15 protein-coding genes are annotated in these 20,175 nt (G+C 47.4%); all 15 read right to left on the bottom strand.

What is annotated here, in order from left to right; all coding sequences use genetic code 11:
* Positions 1–64: 64 nt before the first annotated feature.
* The 15 genes from NFHSH190041_RS02875 to NFHSH190041_RS02805 all read right to left on the bottom strand — a co-directional run bounded on the left by NFHSH190041_RS02875 (position 65) and on the right by NFHSH190041_RS02805 (position 20,175).
* Positions 65–649: a Maf family protein gene (locus NFHSH190041_RS02875; RefSeq protein ID WP_261923818.1), complete on the bottom strand. Its 585-nt coding sequence runs from the start codon at positions 647–649 to the stop codon at positions 65–67.
* A gap of 1 nt (position 650) precedes the next feature.
* Entirely contained in the window at positions 651–1,139 is a 489-nt protein-coding gene (gene mreD, locus NFHSH190041_RS02870; RefSeq protein WP_261923817.1) for a rod shape-determining protein MreD, read from the bottom strand.
* Entirely contained in the window at positions 1,136–2,026 is an 891-nt protein-coding gene (mreC, locus tag NFHSH190041_RS02865; protein ID WP_261923816.1) for a rod shape-determining protein MreC, read from the bottom strand. Before mreC ends, mreD begins: the two co-directional genes overlap by 4 nt.
* 42 nt (positions 2,027–2,068) lie before the next feature.
* Positions 2,069–3,118 (bottom strand): rod shape-determining protein, encoded by a 1,050-nt coding sequence (locus tag NFHSH190041_RS02860; protein WP_261923815.1) that lies wholly within the window; start codon positions 3,116–3,118, stop codon positions 2,069–2,071.
* 427 nt (positions 3,119–3,545) lie between these two features.
* Positions 3,546–7,364 carry a DUF6701 domain-containing protein gene (locus tag NFHSH190041_RS02855; RefSeq protein ID WP_315972983.1) on the bottom strand — a complete coding sequence of 1,273 codons (3,819 nt, stop codon included), beginning with the start codon at positions 7,362–7,364 and terminating at the stop codon, positions 3,546–3,548.
* 199 nt (positions 7,365–7,563) lie between these two features.
* A complete protein-coding gene (locus NFHSH190041_RS02850) occupies positions 7,564–11,901 on the bottom strand; it encodes a DUF6701 domain-containing protein (RefSeq protein WP_261923813.1) in 4,338 nt (1,445 codons plus the stop codon).
* 192 nt (positions 11,902–12,093) lie between these two features.
* Positions 12,094–14,445, bottom strand: coding sequence for a DUF6701 domain-containing protein (locus NFHSH190041_RS02845; RefSeq protein WP_261923812.1), 2,352 nt, complete (start codon positions 14,443–14,445; stop codon positions 12,094–12,096).
* 250 nt (positions 14,446–14,695) lie between these two features.
* Positions 14,696–15,166, bottom strand: a complete 471-nt coding sequence (locus NFHSH190041_RS02840; RefSeq protein ID WP_261923811.1) for an MSHA biogenesis protein MshP — start codon at positions 15,164–15,166, stop codon at positions 14,696–14,698.
* Positions 15,156–16,004: a PilW family protein gene (locus NFHSH190041_RS02835; RefSeq protein WP_261923810.1), complete on the bottom strand. Its 849-nt coding sequence runs from the start codon at positions 16,002–16,004 to the stop codon at positions 15,156–15,158. Before NFHSH190041_RS02835 ends, NFHSH190041_RS02840 begins: the two co-directional genes overlap by 11 nt.
* Positions 16,004–16,567: a prepilin-type N-terminal cleavage/methylation domain-containing protein gene (locus NFHSH190041_RS02830; protein ID WP_410010846.1), complete on the bottom strand. Its 564-nt coding sequence runs from the start codon at positions 16,565–16,567 to the stop codon at positions 16,004–16,006. The genes NFHSH190041_RS02835 and NFHSH190041_RS02830 overlap by 1 nt, the downstream gene beginning before the upstream one ends.
* Entirely contained in the window at positions 16,554–17,051 is a 498-nt protein-coding gene (locus NFHSH190041_RS02825; protein WP_261923808.1) for a prepilin-type N-terminal cleavage/methylation domain-containing protein, read from the bottom strand. Before NFHSH190041_RS02825 ends, NFHSH190041_RS02830 begins: the two co-directional genes overlap by 14 nt.
* Before the next feature lie 181 nt (positions 17,052–17,232).
* On the bottom strand, positions 17,233–17,685 hold the full coding sequence (locus tag NFHSH190041_RS02820) for a prepilin-type N-terminal cleavage/methylation domain-containing protein (protein ID WP_261923807.1): 453 nt from the start codon (positions 17,683–17,685) through the stop codon (positions 17,233–17,235).
* A 58-nt stretch (positions 17,686–17,743) separates the two neighbouring features.
* The gene (locus NFHSH190041_RS02815; RefSeq protein WP_261923806.1) at positions 17,744–18,358 is read right to left on the bottom strand and encodes a prepilin-type N-terminal cleavage/methylation domain-containing protein; all 615 of its coding nucleotides are present in this window, start codon (positions 18,356–18,358) and stop codon (positions 17,744–17,746) included.
* A gap of 78 nt (positions 18,359–18,436) precedes the next feature.
* Positions 18,437–18,955: an MSHA biogenesis protein MshF gene (locus NFHSH190041_RS02810; protein WP_261923805.1), complete on the bottom strand. Its 519-nt coding sequence runs from the start codon at positions 18,953–18,955 to the stop codon at positions 18,437–18,439.
* Between the two features lie 2 nt (positions 18,956–18,957).
* The gene (locus NFHSH190041_RS02805) at positions 18,958–20,175 is read right to left on the bottom strand and encodes a type II secretion system F family protein (RefSeq protein WP_261923804.1); all 1,218 of its coding nucleotides are present in this window, start codon (positions 20,173–20,175) and stop codon (positions 18,958–18,960) included.

Below are 20,175 nucleotides of genomic sequence, written 5' to 3'. Positions count from 1 at the left end.
AATTCTAAATATATTCAATTTTGCCGTTGATATAGTGCCGTAAATTCCGCAGAAAAAACTACCGTCACAACACAGAAAATGCCTTCAGCAACTCCCGGGTCTCTACCAAAGGTAATCCCACTACAGCGGAATAACTACCATCAATCGCCGCGACAAAACTGCCACCAATAGCCTGAATGCCATATGCGCCAGCCTTATCCATTGGCTCATTGGTCGCGATATAGGCCTGAATATCCGCATCAGATAACGCGCAAAATTGCACTTGGGTACTCACCAATTTAGACAGGGTACGCTGTCCATCTGTCAGGGCAACGGCCGTCATCACAGTATGGCTGCGGCCAGATAAGCGGCGCAGCATGGCGGCGGCATCAACAGCATCGACTGGCTTGCCGAGAATCTCCTCATCACAAACCACAATGGTGTCGGAGCCCAACACTACCGGCGCATTAATATCGCCATACAGCGCCAGCCCAGCCGCCGCTTTTTCTTCCGCCAGACGGGTTACAAACTGCGAAGGGGTTTCTCCCGGACAATGGGACTCATCAATATCTGGGGCTACCCGTTCAAATTCAGCATCCTTGGCAGAAAATAACGCCTGAACGAGTAATTCTCGCCGCCGAGGAGAGGTCGAAGCCAACACTAAAGTCATATTATTTCACCTTATAATGACGCCGCAGCCGACGCAGAATCAAAAACACCCAGTGCCAGAGCAGCAAGCTCGATAGCGCCGGAAAAAACAACGTCAGGCTGAAATGAGCGCCATCCATAATAAATTCGGCCCAGAACACGACTAGGTGATAAAAACTGACGAGCAAGGCGACAACACAAGACTGCTGCCAGACAGGAAAATTACGCAGTCGCTGAAAATGCAGCACGACAACATAAATCACTAAGGAAAAAGCCAGCGCGCGAATGCCTAACGTGGCGCCAAGCAGCACATCCAGTGCAACCCCAAACACAAACGCCGTTAAAATGTTATAGCGATATGGCAATGCCATCGCCCAGTAAATCAACACCAACAGCAACCAATCCGGCCGCCAAGCTTCCACCACATCCGGCAGTGGCATAATCTGGAACATTAGCCCCAGTAACATCGTTAGCCAGGCCAGCCAACGGCCATGAGCGGCCTGATACGTCATGATTTCACCTCGGTCTTATTGTCTGTTTCCGTTGCAGGCGTCTTGTCTGATTCTGTCGTGTTACCCAGCTTTTTGGCGTCATCTGGCCAAATAAGCAGTACATAACGAATACGGTCCAATGCTGCTAATGGCCGAGCCATGACCCGGGCATAGCTCTGCCCATCATCGCGGATCACCGCAGTAACCCGTGCCACTGGATAGCCTTCTGGGAAACGTTTACCTAAACCTGACGTCACCAGCAAATCGCCAACCCGAATATCCGTACTCTTGGCAACATGTTTTAGTTCCAGTTCATCCAGCACGCCGGTGCCATTGGCCACCAGCCGCACATCGTTACGGGTGATCCGTACCGGTAAGCCATGGCTCGCATCAGACACCAGCAATACCCGGCTGGTCAACTTGCTGACCTGAATAACCTGGCCAACAACACCAAAGGCATCGACCACAGGTTGGCCGACAAACACCCCGGAATTACTACCGTGGTTGAGCACCACATAATGATGATAAGGGTCACTGGCCACTTCCATCACTTCAGCAACCATCTTACGGGCATCCATATGGATAGGTGAGCCCAGCAAGGCTCGGAGGCGATCATTCTCCTGGCGTAAATGTTCAAAACGCTGCAAGCGCTCACTCATCAATAACTGTTGGCGCAGCAGTTCTTTATTCTGCTTCTCCAGCATATGACGGGTAGCGAGGCTTTCAGCGGACCAATCCATCATCATGCCCGGCACATTCGCCAGATATTGCAGTGGACTGAGTAAAGAAGATAAAGACTGGCGCACAGGCTCCAGTCGAGTATTAGTCAGCATCAGGGCAATTGATAAAACAACGGCCAGAGTCAATCTGAGCTGATTGGAAATACCGCGGACAAAAATTGGCTTCATGGAGGAAAAGTAAGGGCGGTTTGCACCGCCCTATTATAATGATTAGCTTTCTTCTGAGAAGAGGTCACCGCCGTGCATATCGATCATTTCTAATGCTCGACCGCCACCACGGGCCACACAGGTGAGTGGGTCTTCAGCGACCATCACAGGGATACCAGTTTCCTGCATCAGCAGACGGTCCAGATCCCGCAGCAGCGCGCCACCACCGGTTAATACCATGCCGCGCTCAGAGATATCGGCAGCCAGTTCTGGTGGAGACTGTTCCAGAGCGACCATCACAGCACTAACGATACCAGACAGCGGCTCTTGCAGCGCTTCCAGAATCTCATTACTGTTCAACGTGAAGCTCCGTGGTACACCTTCTGCCAAGTTACGGCCTCGGACTTCAATTTCCAGTACTTCATCACCAGGGTAAGCAGTACCAATCGTATGCTTAATGCGCTCAGCAGTTGCTTCACCAATCAAGCTACCATAGTTACGGCGAACATAGTTGATAATAGCATCATCGAACTTATCACCACCGATACGAACGGAAGATGAATACACCACGCCATTAAGGGAAATGATGGCCACTTCAGTGGTACCACCACCGATATCCACCACCATGGAACCTGTTGCTTCCGACACTGGCAGACCAGCACCGATTGCAGCCGCCATCGGCTCTTCAATCAAATAAACTTCGCGAGCACCTGCCCCCATGGCAGACTCACGAATAGCCCGGCGCTCTACTTGAGTAGCACCTACTGGCACACACACCAAGACTCGGGGGCTTGGACGGAAAAAGCTGTTGTTATGCACTTGCTTAATAAAGTGCTGCAGCATTTTTTCAGTCACATAAAAGTCGGCGATCACACCGTCTTTCATCGGCCGAATGGCCTGAATATTACCTGGGGTACGGCCCAGCATCTGCTTGGCTTCAGTACCTACTGCCGCGACTGATTTCTGGCCGGCTCCGCTGCGCTCCCCCCGGATAGCAACTACTGAAGGTTCATTCAGTACAATACCCTCTTCACGCACATAAATCAGGGTATTTGCGGTACCCAAATCGATCGACAGATCGTTAGAAAAAACGCCTCGCAGCTTCTTGAACATGTATCTAGCCCGTATCGGTGGAGTCTTGAGAATTCAGATCAGCTAACTTTAACAACGCGCCCCTGATTCCACAAGAGTATAGAGGTTAACAATCGCTCATAGGCTGATTTTTTTTTGCACTTAAACACAGCAATTTCTGATTTGTGCATAAATCCACCATTTAATAGATTTGTTAGCTTAAAAAATATCAAATTAACAAGCGTATCTATGCGTATCACTCATTATAGAATGGCAGATAAAGAGCATAAGAGTCACCCTCAGTAACCGATAAAAATATTATTTTCAGCAGCAGCGACACTGTAACGGATAAAAAAACAGCAGAAACAATACGAATAAGTGTTTATCCAGATATTTAATTACATAAAAATAACAATATGCCCAGATAAGTTGCCACTTAACAGCCCATTATTTAATACCGCCACTTCGCTTAGTGTACTTCCCGCCATGCAATCACTCTATCATGCCCGCGATAGCGACCAAAAAATGCACTAGCGCGAGGATCGTCAGACTTGTGATTGCTATACCCATCCCAATTCCAATACCACTTCAGCCAATGAGCCACACTTGCCGGCGCTGTGACCTTACCCCGATAGGTACCACTCTCTTCCCACCAGCGTAAATAAAACGTCCCTTGTTGCGCTTTGTTATTCCCCCCTCGGTACATATGCTGCGGCGCAGTCAGTGCGGGCTCATAACGATAGCCCAATACGGGGTCATCTATTTGTCTCGCTAATCGGCTGTCGATGTCACCAGTATTACCAACCTCAGCTTCATTCACCCGAGTGCAATTATCCCGCTTATTGATTTGCCAACCTTTCCCGTCCCAATACTCCAATAATCCTGTCATATTCAATTTGCCCATCTCGGGAGCAGTCGGGGGCGGCAGAGGGCGATATTCAGCACCATAGACATTTAACAGCCTCGCTCGGCCAAAAAACATGCGCAAATCATCACGATTTAGTCGTTTAGCATCAAACACCTGATTAGGAGCTGTTTTGGCGGGGTTCATATCCGGCTGGTAAATACTGCCATAGGTTTCATTTTTTTCATTGTCCAATACCCTCAAACCGATAGCTAGGCGGTCAAAAGGGCCATCAACTGATGCCGCCGGCGGACGACTGAAAATCACCTGTTGCAAAGGCAGAGTTTCTGTTATGCCCTGCTGCCACGCTCTTAATGGCAGCTCTGATAGTCGAGCACTGAGATCTGTCCCATCATCATCATTTTCTGCCACTAAATAACTTCCTGCTCGCGCCAACCAATCTTGGTAATTCTGCGTCAAGTTGCCATGATGATTTAACGCTTGCAGCGTCCCACTGATACTGAAAGGCTGCCCCATATAACTGTATTCGCCAACCAGACAAGCTGGCAATAAAGAGAAATTCAGCGCTTCAAACCAAGAGGGTACAAAACGCCCCACAACTGGTGACTCTCCCGGATGAATCGGCAAAGGTGAGCCCAGATATTGAGGCCCTGATGGCATCTCGGCAGTCAGATAAAACACCCCAACCTCATCAATCTGCTGCCGTAGTGCCACACGGGGGGCATTATGATCATATTGATTTGGAGTGACCTGACCATCCAACCAAATAGTGCTCTGAACCGGTTTAGGAACCATATCTTTGGCAAATCGACTACCAAGCTTGATACCGGAAAATTCAAAGGATGGTGTCAACTGCGCGCTACAAACCTGCCTGATATCACCATTACCATAACCATGGGCGCTAAGGATTAATGGGTACTCCCGTCCCGCCTGCATATACACAGTATCATCTTGATTACCGGGGTATAGCGCCTGAGTTTCTGGCGTGATACACAAACCAAATGGCACAAATCGAAGATTGCCATTCACACTCTGCATCACCAAGCCGGGATCATCGCTGGCATCACTGCCATGATACGCGGCATGCAGTAATAACTGACCCGCATCATTATATTGCGCCGCCAATGTCGCACGTCCTGTAGCATCAAATGCCACATCAATCGCAGTTGGCAACGTAGGCTCGGCAGAAACATCGCTTCCAGCTAGTTGTAATTTGGCGGAGCCCTTGGACTCAGTCGGATTAACAAAGTCATGCCAAAATTTGATCGTTTTCGTTTGGCCACCAAAAGTGGGGTGGCACTCAAGAGTACTGTCTGACTGCCGTACCGCTTCAATGGTAATCTCCCCACCTTGAGCAGCATAACGATCCAAATCAGATAAAATAAAACCTGCCGGAGCAAAAGTTAAAGAGCACTGCTTCAAAGAAGGTGGGATATCAGGATTATTACGATCATGGCATAACGTTGGATTTTCAGTGAACGGTACACTTTGGGCGGAGATCGTGACCTCATCTTTCGAAAAATGACTTAACTGTACTGTCCCTTCACCATTGGTCAGGGTAAGTTTTTCCGGTGACCATTTACTGCTATTGCTACTGCTACCGTCAATAAGTTTGGCAGTCAAGGAAACCTCAACCTTCCCATCAACCAGTTTACTGCAGTCGTTAGAAGCACATGCTTTTACTGTCACCGTCAGCGGTGCGCAGGTCAGCGGGCTGCCGCCATAATGCAACTCAAGATGATGTACTTGGCTTTGTCCCTGCGGCGCCAACGCCATAAATGACAATGTTTCCCATTTATGTTTTCTCTCATCATCTCGAAAACGATCTTCATCATTAACCATACTGACATGTTTTGCAGTCAACACACAGCGGCGCAGCCAGCCGCCATCACCTCCCCGGCGGCTATTTTTCCCCGCAACCAGTACCGGAGGCTGGTTAAACCCCTGTAATTGCGTGTGATGCTGACATTGCACATCTGCTGATTGCGTACCATTGAGCTGATGGGTAACACCGGTACCAAAATGGTAACGGGTACTTTGCCCATTTAATGCAAAAAGGCCATTACCAGGAGTCGCAGCCAAGTAGGCGACGACGACATCATCAGAAAGTTCATCGTCATCCTCATCATCCCCAGATCCACTCCCCGGATAACATTGTTCTTTCTTTTTATTGCTAGTACTGACTTCAGAAATATCCAGCGCAACAACTGAATTGTTAGCACCAGCAACACGACCTAAGCTGGTTAGCCAGCATTCCTGATTACTGTTTTTTGAATATCCTTGGTTCTGGGTCAGCATCACTGTTGGAGCGCCCTCAAGTGTAGCCTCTTCCCAAGGCTCCTCCGACAAGCCAAACGCAGTATCAGTTTCAACCAATCCTGCCTGTAAATGTGGGCCGCCAGGAAACTGCTTGGCACCTGGCGTAGCTGCAATCCAATGCACATCAGCCATAATAATTTGCGTTTCAGGCAGGGGAGGAAGAGGCTTAGGTTGGTTTGGCTTATAATTCTGATCTGGCCACAATTGTTCAAATGTAAACCCAGTCTCAGTGACGTCTAACAGCATCAAAGATGCTGGAGCATCCCCTTGAGTATTATCAGGCTTAATGGTTGGCATTAAGAAGACCAATGGCTTTACGGCAAATGATTTGGGAAATATCACCTCCCCCTTGCCACCACTGTAACTATCCCGGCCATATTGCAGTTCAAGTGTTCCCGAATGCATATCGTTATTGCACATTCCACCAAAATCAGCGTTAGCAATATCTTCAGCATCGGTTTCATATTCACTGTCACCACCAGAAGGCAGGGGTAGAGGCTCTATTGGCCCATCTCCACCGACAGCCAAGCCACCTTCTATTTCAGATTGATTATCCAGATCTGTTGTACCCGCCGAATAAACAATACCATTGATTTTACTGTTTTTTATCGTAAATTCATCAGCAATATAGATGATAAGGTGTGAGTCATCATGCCGACTATTTAGCTCTGCATGATCCACAGTCAACGTCTTGAAATACAAACGAGCGGTAACTTCTGGAGTCAATACCTCAACATCTTTATGAAAAACACCTTTCTCAAAAGCACGATCCCCAGCTAAAAACTTGGCATCAAACCATTGCCGAGCCTTACCATTTCCACTTTCATAAGTACATAAATGCCGCTTAGGTCCATTAGCACTGCGGGTATAAGCACATTCTAGATAACTGTTGGATTTAGGAGGCCATACAGATTCAGGAGGGGTAATCGTATTACCATGTCCCCCTGAAGGCGGCTCGGTAAAAATATCATCACAAGACTTCGCCATTACAGCAGCAGGCAGCAGCAAACTGAATAACCACAGCCCCAGATAGCATGTTCTAGAGCCACGGCGCAACGAAAACTGCAGCCATGAGCAAAGGGAGTGGGCAAACAAAATCAACACCTTAACCAAAGAATTTTATCCTAGGGAAATGGACGGTAGTTAAGATGTTGATTTTGCGTTTACCGGAAGGATTGTCCAGTAAAAAAAACGTAAAATTAATGGGTTAAATCACATTACCTATAAAAAAATGCAGATAGCTAAAATCATAGAAAAACAAACTAGATAACTGCTTTTTTTACACAGGAAACACTGCCCAGACTCAATACAATTCACGCCAGTAAATCAGATGATCATTACCACGATAACGACCGAAATAAGCACTGGAGCGAGGATCAGAGTTCGCTGTTGGTGACGCTCCACGCCAGCGCCAGTAGAATTTCAACCAGCTGGGAACCGACAAAGGAGCTGTAACCTCGCCACGATAAAATTGATACGGAGGCCGTTGCACTGGCGCAAATTGATTATGCCAAAGCAACTGTAATTGCCCGTTTTGCATCACCTTCTTATCGTGATAAACCGCTCGACTAATCGCCTGACCACTGCGCAGTGGCGGTAAATATTGAGTCTGAGTAGGCGATAATGCAGCCTCGTTTAACCGCGTACATTGATCTAACTGATTGACCTGCCACTGAGCGCCGTCCCAATATTGCGCATAGACCGGCGTTGCCAAATTCTGCTTTTCCGGACCATAAGCATTATCCATCCGCACCCGGCCAAACAACATTTTCTGTTGCGGCCTCAGCTGTTTCGCATTGCAAGGGGTGCCAGCAGTGCCACATATCCCCACATGGTTGGGATCCATATCCATATCTGCCAAACGGGTGTAGCTGCCATCATTATCCGCCATTGCAACACCGATATTCAGAGCGTTAAAGGGACCATCAACGTTAGGCGCAACCAAACGATTAAAGGTCACAGCGCCACTAACATAGCTTTCCCCTTGCTGCCATTGCAGCGCAGGTAACGGCGTTAACCGGCCCGACAATGAGGTGCCATCATTCTGATTTTCCGCTACCAGCGAAGCCTCGCCACGAGCAAACTGACCACTGTAATTGCGGGTGATCTGATGTGACTCATTCAACGCTTGCACCGCATAACTGACCGTAAAGGGCTGCCCCATATAACTAAAGCCAGTCTTACAAGCCGGCGTTATCTGTGCCTGATTAACCTGATACAGCGCTGGCACAAAACGCCCTACCGGTGCAGACCATCCACTGGCAATGGGCAAACCTGCATTAAGATAAAAAATTGGCTGGCCATGGCCATCAACCGGATTCGCGGCACTAAAGCGGAATACTCCAACCTCACTGACACTCTGATTAAAGCTTGTTTGCCCCTGCATCATCTTGTGAGATACCCCCCCAAGGCTTCCCAACTTGCCACCACGGGGAGCCACTAAACTGTGACCAAGCTTAATATTGTCCATAGTAAACCCAGGCGTCAGCGGGTTATCACAAAACTGCAGATCGGTATCACTCTGCCAGGCACGAGCACTGACAGTTAATGGAAAACCACTGCCTGCGGTACGATAAGCATGACATTGCATCGCATCACTATGACGACACACGCCAGCGGTTTCCGGCTGAATACAAAATCCAGCAGGGACACTGCGCAAATTACCGTTGACACTATCCATCACTAATCCTGCGTCCTGGCTGCTGGGGTGTCCCTGATAATGCGCCAATAATTGTACCCAGCCAGCATCGGCATAGGTCAGCTCCAGGGTCGCTTGGCCTTTTTCATCAAAAGTTACCGGAACAGTATGCCCCCCAGAGTCCTCAGATAGGGCAACGCTTTGACCATGTTGATGAATGTGCGCCGCTATCGCTGAGGGATGCCCCTGTCGGGTACTCAGCCCCATGGTCAGTAACTTCGTTTTATTGGCAAATGCAGGTTGACATTGCAAAGCATTATTAGACTTACGCACCGCTTGTAACGTCATGGTCACCGGCTTGCCCGCATAAGTTTTTGCATCACTGATAATAAAACCGGCTTCAGCAAACTGCAGACGACAGCTTCCGACAACACCATTTTGTTTGCAGACAGTATCGGCATAAGGCTGAGTTGTCGGAATCGAGGATGAGACACCAAGGATCACCTTATCAGCTTCCCGACTACCAAATTGATGCAGCATGGCACTGGCTTGACCATTGTTCAGAGTCAATCGGTTATGGGGCAATGGTCGACCTTGCGACGTCCAGCCAACACTGCCATTTGAGGCAGGTGTTAACACGGCATCAACCGGATCAGTAAATAACTGTGAGCAACTCGCGTTGTTGCAGGCCTTAATTGTCACCGCCAATGGAGCACAAGCTAATGGACTGCCACTATAATCGAACTCAAAATGGTGGATCTGTTTCCCTTCAGGCTTACTTTTTAAAGAGCACACCTGAAAGTTATCAATCGCATGGGTATTTTGCTCTCCACCGGTAGACCCGGTAATCGACACATAAAAATCCCTCGGCCGCCAGCGCTGACCGGGTAAATCGGCACTGATATTGCGTTGATGAATGATTTGCTGTCGCTCTCCTGTCGCCCGCACAATCCGATCCACCGACACAATGCTGGCACCCGGTTTGCGGGTATCAAGCGTCATCACATAGGTGTCGCCAGGACCAGGGACACTAGCATGAGTACGATCCAGAGGGGGAGACACTTTAGGGGAGTCTGGCCAACCATCCCGCACAGCCGGTATATAACGATATCGCGTTGCTACCGCGCCACGCATAGCAATTGATTGTGGCCGAGAACCTGGACCACCATTTTTTTGTGCTTCTGTACTGGAAAAATTACCCCATTCATCCAGCGCAATCCCTAACCAGCCACCATTAAAACCGGGCAAGTCATCACCATCGCGGCGACGTTGGGCATACCCCAATGAGCCACCAAAACCACCGGGAGCTGGCGATAACGCGGCATCGGAAAATACCAGCGCCATACCATCAGCGCCTTTATCCCAACTCCGATGCCAAGAATAATAATCAAAAGATACCTGAATAATATTGCCCGCACTGGGAAATAGCCGTCGATAAGTAATCGATGCAGCCTGATCACCAATATCTCGGGTGAGCACCATACGGCCATTGTTAATTTCTGGTGGGTAAGAGCCAGGTAACTGCTCAGCAATCCAGTTATTATTCAGATGCTGTTCGGAAAAATGTTCTTTTGGCAAACAGTTCAAATCAGGGCTGTTATCTTGCGCAACAGCAAGATAGCCATAATCTTTTTGTTTGGGATAGCCAAACCAAGCCAACTGGCCATCCACCACCATACTCACTCCCGAGCGAGTTAATTGGCAACGCCGCAGCCAAGTTTGATCCGGAGCATCCTGAACTGTCCCTGCCACCACGATAGGCGGTGTATAAAACCAGTCACGGGCAAAATCGGTAACATTATTGCATTGTGCCGCCATGCTGGTCGGATACCAGCTATCAGAAGTTTTTCCCTGACCGAACTGAAACTTCACCCGACCACCAGCCTGTCTGAATTCACCTCGCCCCGGAGAAACAGCTAAATAAGCCACCGTTTCATCATCGATCTCCCGCTGCGGACATATCATCCCTGGCATCGAAATCATCCCTAACTGAAGCTGATCGGGTGCAAAATCGCTACGGCGCCCATACCCAGTTAACCAGCATTGATTATGGTGAGTTTGTAGCTGGGTTAAGATAATTGACTGTCGCTGGGGAACGCTCACCCAACTAGAACGGCTATCATCATCTAAACCGATATCATCAATCAGTCGGATTCCTGCCTGTATTGTGATGGTTCCAGTCACGCCATCCAATTGATATCTGCCGGGTAACATAGCAATCCAATCAACTGGAGCAATCTTTGTCAGGCTGCTACTGCTACCTGGGTTTCGGGCCTGGAAACTGAAGCCATTTTCATCAACATGAGTCACAAATGCTGCGGTCGAACGGGATGATGAAAACTCTCCAGATTCAATTCTCGGCATCAGAAACACCAAAGGTTTGGTACCCGCAGGAAATGGTTGCCGGAAAGTAACCTCATTGCCGGATGCCTGCCCGAATTGCATACCAAATGGTACAGAAGCCATACACACAGACGCTAATTGCGCTGCAGCAATCTCGCTGGGCTGCACTTCGACCTGAGTGTGCAAAGATGGGGCTAGAGGTTCAGCGGAAGATAATCCACCTATGATATGTGATGTACTATCAACGATAATACGACCACCAACATAGATAATACCCTGAATAGTACTGTGATCATCGAGCGTAAGATCGCCTCTAACATAGATCACTAAATTCCTAGCCTTGCCGGAAGAATTAACAAAGGTATTTTTCAGATTCAGGCTGTCAAAATACAGCACTGTCGGGCCGTTAACGGCTATAGAGGCACGAACAAAGTGTCCCCGGCCATAACTGTATTGCCCTTGAATACCACTGAAATGTTGAGGAGTAAAACAGTCAGAACGGTCTTTACACTGAATATTGCCGCGAAATGCCACGCTTGAGGGAACATTACTATTCAAAGAATGATTACCTGAAGCCGGAGCAGTAAACACTGTTTGGCACATAGGTAATGCTAACGCCGATCCAACCCATAAGGCTGATAACAAAGCGAATGTTTGCATCGCAAAAACCAGAAAATACAGCCTAAAAACCTGAGCGAAAGCCAAGAAAACCTCTACAACACCAGAATACGCACCATAAAACAGTGATAACCACCTTTCAATTGTAGAGAGTGTAGCTTTGGCTGTATTCAAAAGCAGCCAGTTTTACATGATAGCCATCACGTAATGGCTAAAAAATGAACTCGCATCGAATTATTCCTGCTCACGCCAGTTGATCACGCGATCATGTCCTCTGAACACGCCAAAATAAGCCCCGGCTCTGGGATCAAGATTGGCATTAGGATCTGAAGCGTCCCAGTTCCAATAATATTTAAGCCACAGAGGTACTTGTAACGGCGCAACAACCCGGCCCCGATAACGAGGAGCACTGCTACCGGAGGTCGCACGCCAGAGCAAGGAAAAGTCCCCTTGACTCATACTGCCACTACCTGAGCGATAAATATTCTGGCCAGACAAGAGACCAGGTTCAAAATTATGACCATCTTCATCATCCTCATCGGTAGCCAACACGGTTGAGAACTGATAACTGCCAGGCCCCGCCAAAGTGCAATTATCTAACCGGTTAGTATCCCAACGCTGACCGTTCCAATATTCCGCCCGCAATGGCATTTTTAACACTGTATTTTCTGGCCCAAAGACATTATCCATCGTCATGCGACCAAACAGTAATTGCTGGCTACCTACTAACGTTGCAGTACAAGTATTTGGCTCATCAAGACAGTTACCCACTTGCTCTGCGGCCATATTAGGATTAACCAAGGTAGCAACACCATCCTGATCAACAACCCTAATACCAATGTCCAGCACGGTAAAAGGTCCATCTACTAAGGGGGGCAATGGGCGGTTAAACTCAGTGCTGTGTCGGGATAAGAATACCTCCCCTTGTTGCCAATTCAGTTCATCAATTGGAGTCAGTCGCGCACCGAGATCAAGCCCATTGTTACCATTTTCAGCAGCCCATTCAGCTCGGGCCCGGGTATAATCCTCTCCGTCCTCTGTTGCAGAAAAATAGTTATAGGTGCGCTGCTGATTAGCGTTGCGGGCGGTCAAACGCATATCAACCTCAAACCCCTGCCCCATATAACTGAAACCGCTACCCGCAATACCGCATCCCGGCGTAAGAAAAGTATCTGAAACAACAAACTCTTTCGGTACAAACCGTCCAACTGGGCCTGAACTCGCTGAGGGAATATCAATACTGCTACCCAAATAACCTGCCGGTGGATCAGCGGTAAATTCAAAGACGCCAACTTCACTAATGGCTTGTGCAATATCATTATGGCCTGATGGACTAACAAGATGGTTAAAAGATGAATGCAATAATGCACCATTCTGCCCCCGCTGGGGCGAAACAAGCTGACTGCCTAATTTGATATTATCCTGCTGATAGTTTGGCGTGATGGGGTTATTACAAAGATTACCATCGTCATTCGCTTGCCAAGCCCGCCCACTAACCTTCAGGGTAAAAGCAGTGCCGGCCGCCTGAAATACCGGACAAGAAGCATCCCCTGCCACACAATTGGCCGGGCTCTGTACGCATAGCCCGACAGGAGCACTAATAAATCGATCAGCCCCTGTCATCACTAATCCAGCATCGTCCCCCAAGCCCGTATAAACAGCATTGAGAAACACACTGCCAGCATCAGCATAATTAAGCCCTATACCTGCTTGCCCTTGACTATCAAATGTCACATTGATTGATGTAGCATCGCTCTGGGATAACCCTATGTCCTGATTATTATCCGTTAACCTAATACGAGGTGGATTCGCGCTGGGATAAGGGTTGGCAGGCGAGTCAAATTGACTCCAAAGATTGATTGCTTTAGTGGTATTGGCAAAAGCCGGTACGCAAGCTGTGCCAGCATCGTCTTTTTTTACCGCTTTAACTTGAGCGGTAACCGGCTGACCAGCAAACTTATCCGGCACACTGATGGCAAAACCACTGTTAGCAAAGCTGAAGGTACAATCCTGTTGGTTGGCGGCAGCACCGTTTCGGCGGCAACGACTGGACGAGGTGACATTGACTAAAGCCGTACTGCCATACACCTCGACTTCAGCCAAACTTAGCACACCATTTTGTGTTTTTTGGATCCGGGCAAACCGCCCCCAGGCATTAACAGTTAAATTTATAGAATTATTACTAAGCGTCTCGACATAACGCCGGTAAATACGGTTATCAGCCAGCAACTCATTCAATGAACGCCCCTGCATATCTTCCGGGCCAACCAACAACCAAAAATTGGATAATCGCTCACTACAGCAATCAGTACGGTTAAAGAGGGTGATATTGTCAATATAATTTACCGCAGCTAAATCGACCTGCCACCAGGGATTATCTTCAATTGCAGTATGGGTAACACTAGACTGGGCAAAATAGTCACCATTACGATTACCATCGACGGCCCGTTGAGGTAAACCGCCTGAAGCCAACGATGACTGAATAGCCGTTTTGCCCTGTGCAAGGTTTGTATTACTCCCTGGCATTTGCGCTTGAGTAACCGCCAGTGTCACCGGAGCATTGCTTCGCCCTTGCAACACAGCCATTCCTACACCGTTTTGCAACGTCAACACATTACTACCAACCCATGCAGCAGCATGACTATTAGGCTGAGATAATGACAACCAAAGCGGCGAAGCTACAGTTTCAGAACAAGAAGCGTTGGCACAGGCAGTCACAGAGATAGATTCAGGCACACAAGTTAAAGGGGAGGCACTATAAGAAAACTCAAAATGGTCAACAGCAAAAACAGTTTTAGCTGTTAAACCCAATATCCCCCACAATACTTGCCTACCGTTAATCCACACGCGCCATTACCTCCACTTGTCGGTTAACCCTCAGGCATTGACTGTCACTGCTGGCGTTTGCATCACAAAATCCGCTTTCACATACCGCATTGCTCGTCAGCGTAAATTGTTTGATATCCCGCCCCTGAAAAGTCACTGTCGCTAATTGGCATCCTAGGGTAACTTTGCAGCCAGAAAAACCTCGCACTGGCGGTAATGGCCAATTACCGGCAATACCACTACACGTTTGCGCTGCCGGTTGTCCTATAGGAAATAACTTTGCCAACCCAGCCTCAACGCCACTGTTTGCAGCAGTAAATGCCCGAATGCCCCATACTTCCAGCGTGACATCTTCATCTGCATTATCGACAACCTTGATCAAGGCTGCTGCGAGAAAAAACATCACGGTAATAATAAAAATGCCGACAATCAGCACACTACCTTGCTGGCGGGAATAACATGGCACATTGTTACGGAACATTGATCACCTGCACCTGCTGCTGATATCTGAATTTTTCACCAATAACCTGAAACTCCGGCGTTAACTGCACCAATGCATTATTTACCAGTGTAGATGGTGTCAGACTAAATGGCGGATCGGTGGCAATATCATTGCTGATATTCTGCGCCATTAACACACCATTGCTCATTTGTAGGGGAGTAAGTTGCTGGGGATGATTAATACCATAGTTAGCAAAACGATAAAGATTCCCGCCATCACTTTCTGTGATAAAACAATAACTAACCGGCTGGGTAACAAAAAACACTCGCTGCCTAGGCGACGCTTCAGCAAACTGAACGGGTCGCTCAAACGTCAAAGTTTGCTCATGATTGTCCTCACTAACCTGTTTTAGATCGAAAAGTTTTCCCGTCGTCGAGGCAGGATCGCTATACACATCACCGCTGACCAGCGGGTAAATCAGCGCCATTTGATCTGAAATAATAGGATTAATCGGCTTTATCACTGTCCCACTGCTCGCGGCACTTTGTGGGTAAATCGGCATATCAAGATAACTGGTTGAAGCGACAATTGGGACAAATTCCAGACATTGCCAACTCACACCGTCTGTTTTGACTCGCAAACTATTGGGCACCGCACCACGTAATTCTCGTGTCATCCGCTCCAAGGCAAAACGGCTTTGACTCAAGACTTGATCGACAGAGGTAGAGTCCACAAAAATTCGGGTACCAAAAATCAAAAAACTGGAGACACCCACGGCAATGACACCAAGAATAATCAACACTGTCACCATCTCAACCAGCGTAAATCCTAATCTTCTTCGCCGCCGTGATAAACCGGAAAAACCAGCTACAGCCATCAGAAATTACTCCTTAGCGCATTGAAAACAATATCCTCACCCAGTGGAGTGGTCACGCTAATGGTTATCAGCTTTGAAATATCTTTACCATCTGGCCCAGCTGCTACAGTCACATTCAATTGATAACCCGGATATAAATCTGCATAAGTGCGATCAGAATCGAGAATTTTACTGGTCTGAGTCATGCCATTGAAGTCATCGACATCATCCCAATCGTTTCGGGTTTCGCCAGTGTCAGAACCCAAATTCAAACTGCAGCTTGGTAATGGCGCAGGGCCACAAGGGGCGCCTCCATTAGCATCGGTATTCTCATCAAACCGCTTTCCCCAAATCTCATTCATTACTGACTGTCCCAGCTCAGCACTGCGAACTCGATACAATGAGTCAGCTGCGCGATCCGCTTGCGGATACAGCATGGTTGCCAACATCACCAGCGCAATCCCCAGCACCAGCATCCCAATAACCAGCTCAATCAATGTAAATCCTTGATTAAAGCTCACTCTGCTCCTAGTAGATGGGAGAAATTGGAATTTACGACTGCCATTCACACTAACGTCCGCCATGGATATAGCCCTCAGATTCAATGGCAATCAATGTCGGCTCCTCTCCCTCCACCTCAATACAATTACCATTGCAAGGCGGATACGTGCGACCATCGCGATCAAAATCCAAATTGAATGTGTTCTGACTATTCTGTAATAACGTCAAAAATGTCCCACCACCAAAAGCCTGCAATGGTTCTGTCCGCTCCACAGTACCAGAGCAACTATTGTTAGCTAAACGGTCAGCATAATGGATAATACGGTAACCCTGTGCTGTTACCGCTACCCGATAACAACGATCTGTATTGTTCATCGCCATCAACTGGGCTTTACGCAATTCACTGATAAATTCATCTCGCAAGGTATAGCTGCTAACACTGCCCACAGAAACCAGCCTGGCTCCCACCGCCACAGCTAAAATACTTAGTAACACCACAGTGGCAACCAGCTCAACCAGTGTAAAACCAGTCATGTGATAAGAGTGAAATACATGATTTTTTGTCATGGAATGCCTTGATACCCAAGTAGTTAACATTTAATTGTCCCTTGGGATAATAAAAAAACAGCGATTCTTTCGCTATTATCGCCCTTCAGTATGGTAAATAACCTGCGTTTAGACAAATAAGTCATCAAGCTAAATATGAATAAAAAAGCCCGCATACGCGGGCCCTTTTATTTATTTAAAATTAGCATTTATCGGGGGTCGGCATTTCCCCGTAGGAAGGTAAGGCTTTAGATGTAGCCGCTTTATAAATAAAGTAGCATCCCTCAGGTGCCTTTTTTTGTTGAACGAGAACACCGCCAGCAGAAGAGGATAAAGTCCAATCATTTGCATCGATATCTGCACCAGCCACTAGTGCAGCAGATGTTGCTTGCATATAACCATATTTAATAGGAACGTGCACTCCAGTAGCAATCTCCACGGAGGCTGCATCACTAGCCTGAAGGCCACTTATTGCAGCCTTTGAATAAACCAAACTGTTGGCACTCTGAATTGCACCTTTTACCCCCTGAAGTGCGGATACACGAGCATCTGATTGCAGATTGATAAACTTAGGCGCAGCAGTAACTGCCAAAATACCCAAAATGATGATCACTATGACCAACTCAATAAGAGTAAAACCCTGTTGCTTTCTCATAATTCACCTTTATCACTAACTGTCTTTCTGACAGCAGACATCGATTAAGCGTTTTTTATTAATTAATAAAGCTGACTACTTGCCCTGTCCCCGGGTTGTAGACAACGCCCTTTCCAACAGAGAGATTTAAATCCCCCTCCGGAACCCCTGAAGTCGGGTTCAATTTCAACGAGGCAACTTGGTGATAAACACACAAATCCAAGTTGTCGACTTCATTTTCCTCTATCGAAATGCCCTTACCACCAGCACCATTTAACATGCGAACGGTATATCGCTTATTACGAGCATCTTGATCATACAGCACGTTACGGGGGGCATTTTGCAACACACTATTGAACACTTGCTGACAGGATTCATCCGTCATTGCCGTTGCACTGGTCACGCCGATAGTATTATTAATTACAGCACCGGTGGGAAAACCAAATCTGCTATCCAATGATACTCGACTACCATCTAGGACAACCTGATCATTCAGCCGACCGTCAACTTCCCACTGTGCTCTCACAAACCCCACAGCAGTAGCCAAACCACCAGCCACACCATCCACACTGGCATTTTCAGCATCGTCCGTCACATTAAGAAAACGCGGAATAGCGGTAGCCGCGAGCAATCCCAAAATGACAATCACGATCACCAATTCGATCAGAGAAAAACCTCTTTGTAGCTCCTTCATTGAACCCCCGTCACCCTTTGGGCGTGTATCATATCAATTGGTATGATTTTAATGAACGATTAAATTAACGTTATATCCTTACTGCGTTAAAAACACAACCTGACCAGTCGTTAACTGATAATTCACACTAGCACCATCACCGACAAAATAACGACACGTTTTACTATCACCACGATACTCAGCCTGCAACCCTTCACCATCAACCTTAACGCCAAGTAGTTTCTGCCAAAGCGCTTCGCATCCATTTGTTGACCACTGTTCCGGCAATGGCCAACCACCAGAAGACATTGTTACCCGAGAAACCCCTGATGCTTTAAACTGCACTGGCACACTAGTACCCGACTGTGGTGTGATCTGCTCAATCCACGATACGGCCATAATATTTGGCTGCCCACTTCCCTGCCATTGGCTACGCAACATACCAAGCACATTCAACCAACGGTTATAGTCCAGCCTCAATCCTTGACCTGCAATATTTGGCACGGCACCAAAATATTGAAATGCCAACACAGCAAGTAACACCATCATCAAGATAACTGTCATCAATTGCCGATAACTCTCCAGCAATGAAGATTCTGACTTTTCCTGCCGATCCATTATCAGTTGCCTTTAACCACATTGAGCATATCCCACATAGGTAGATAAATACCCAAAGCCAATACCAGCACAATTCCGGCCACTATGCCGATAAGTATAGGCTCAAGTTTAGCCGTTAGATTTTTAAGGTCGTAATCAACTTCACCCTCATAAAAATCTGCAGCGTCATTCAATAGTTGGTCAATCTGCCCAGTTTCTTCACCGACAGCCACCATCTGTAGTACAAGCGGAGTAAAAAGCTGACTTTGATTTGATACCCTCAGCATGGATTCACCTGCCTCAATGCCTTTTCGCATCGCAACGATCCTGTCATGCATATAGGCATTATCAACCGCATCAGCAACCAAACTTAATGCCTGAGTCATTGGCACCCCAGCAGTCAACATCATGGCAAAACTACGGCAGTAACGTGAAAGCGTTGAGCGTTCGATGATAGAGCCAACCGCAGGTAAACGAAGCTTCCAGCGATCCCACTGTTTTTCACCTTTTTCAGTATGGTGCCAAAACCTGATAGCTGTAATCACGCCAGCAATAATCATAATCACGAGCGGCCAATAACCAATAATAAAGTCAGAGGTCGCAATCAATATTCTTGTTGGCAGCGGTAGTTCTGCATTAAATCGAGCGAACATAGCGGCAAACTTAGGTATCACAAATACGTTTAGTACTACCATGGCGATAGAAATCGCAATCAGCACAAAGGTCGGATAACGCATTGCCGATTTTATTCGCTTTCGCGTTTCCTGCTCTCGCTCAATATATCCGGCTAACTGTAAGAAGGAGTCTTCCAATCGCCCGGTATTTTCTCCAACATGGATCATAGAAACAAATAGAGGGTCAAACACATCCTGATGTTGATTCATCGCAGATGAAAGCGAACGGCCTGCAGTTAATTGATCCGTGATATCTCTAAGGGTATCTTTCATTAATTGGGAGTGTGTTGTTTCAGATAACCCCGCAATCGCCCGCAGAATAGGAATACCAGAACGCGTCAACGAATACATTTGCCGGGTAAAAATTTGTAATTCTTCTAAACTAACCCCTCGCCGAAACAAACCTGAAATTTCAAATTTTTTCCTCACCTTAAGCTCAGTCAGTTCCAGTGGAATAATCGCTCTTTGCAGCAATATATCCGCCGCTGCATTTTCACTTGCAGCATCCAGCTCCCCCTGAACTAATGCCCCTTGCCCATCCCGACCTCTATAACTGAACACCGCCAT

The sequence above is a fragment of the Shewanella sp. NFH-SH190041 genome, from assembly GCF_024363255.1.
Lineage (GTDB): Bacteria > Pseudomonadota > Gammaproteobacteria > Enterobacterales > Shewanellaceae > Shewanella.
This window is presented reverse-complemented; position numbering and strand designations above follow the sequence as displayed.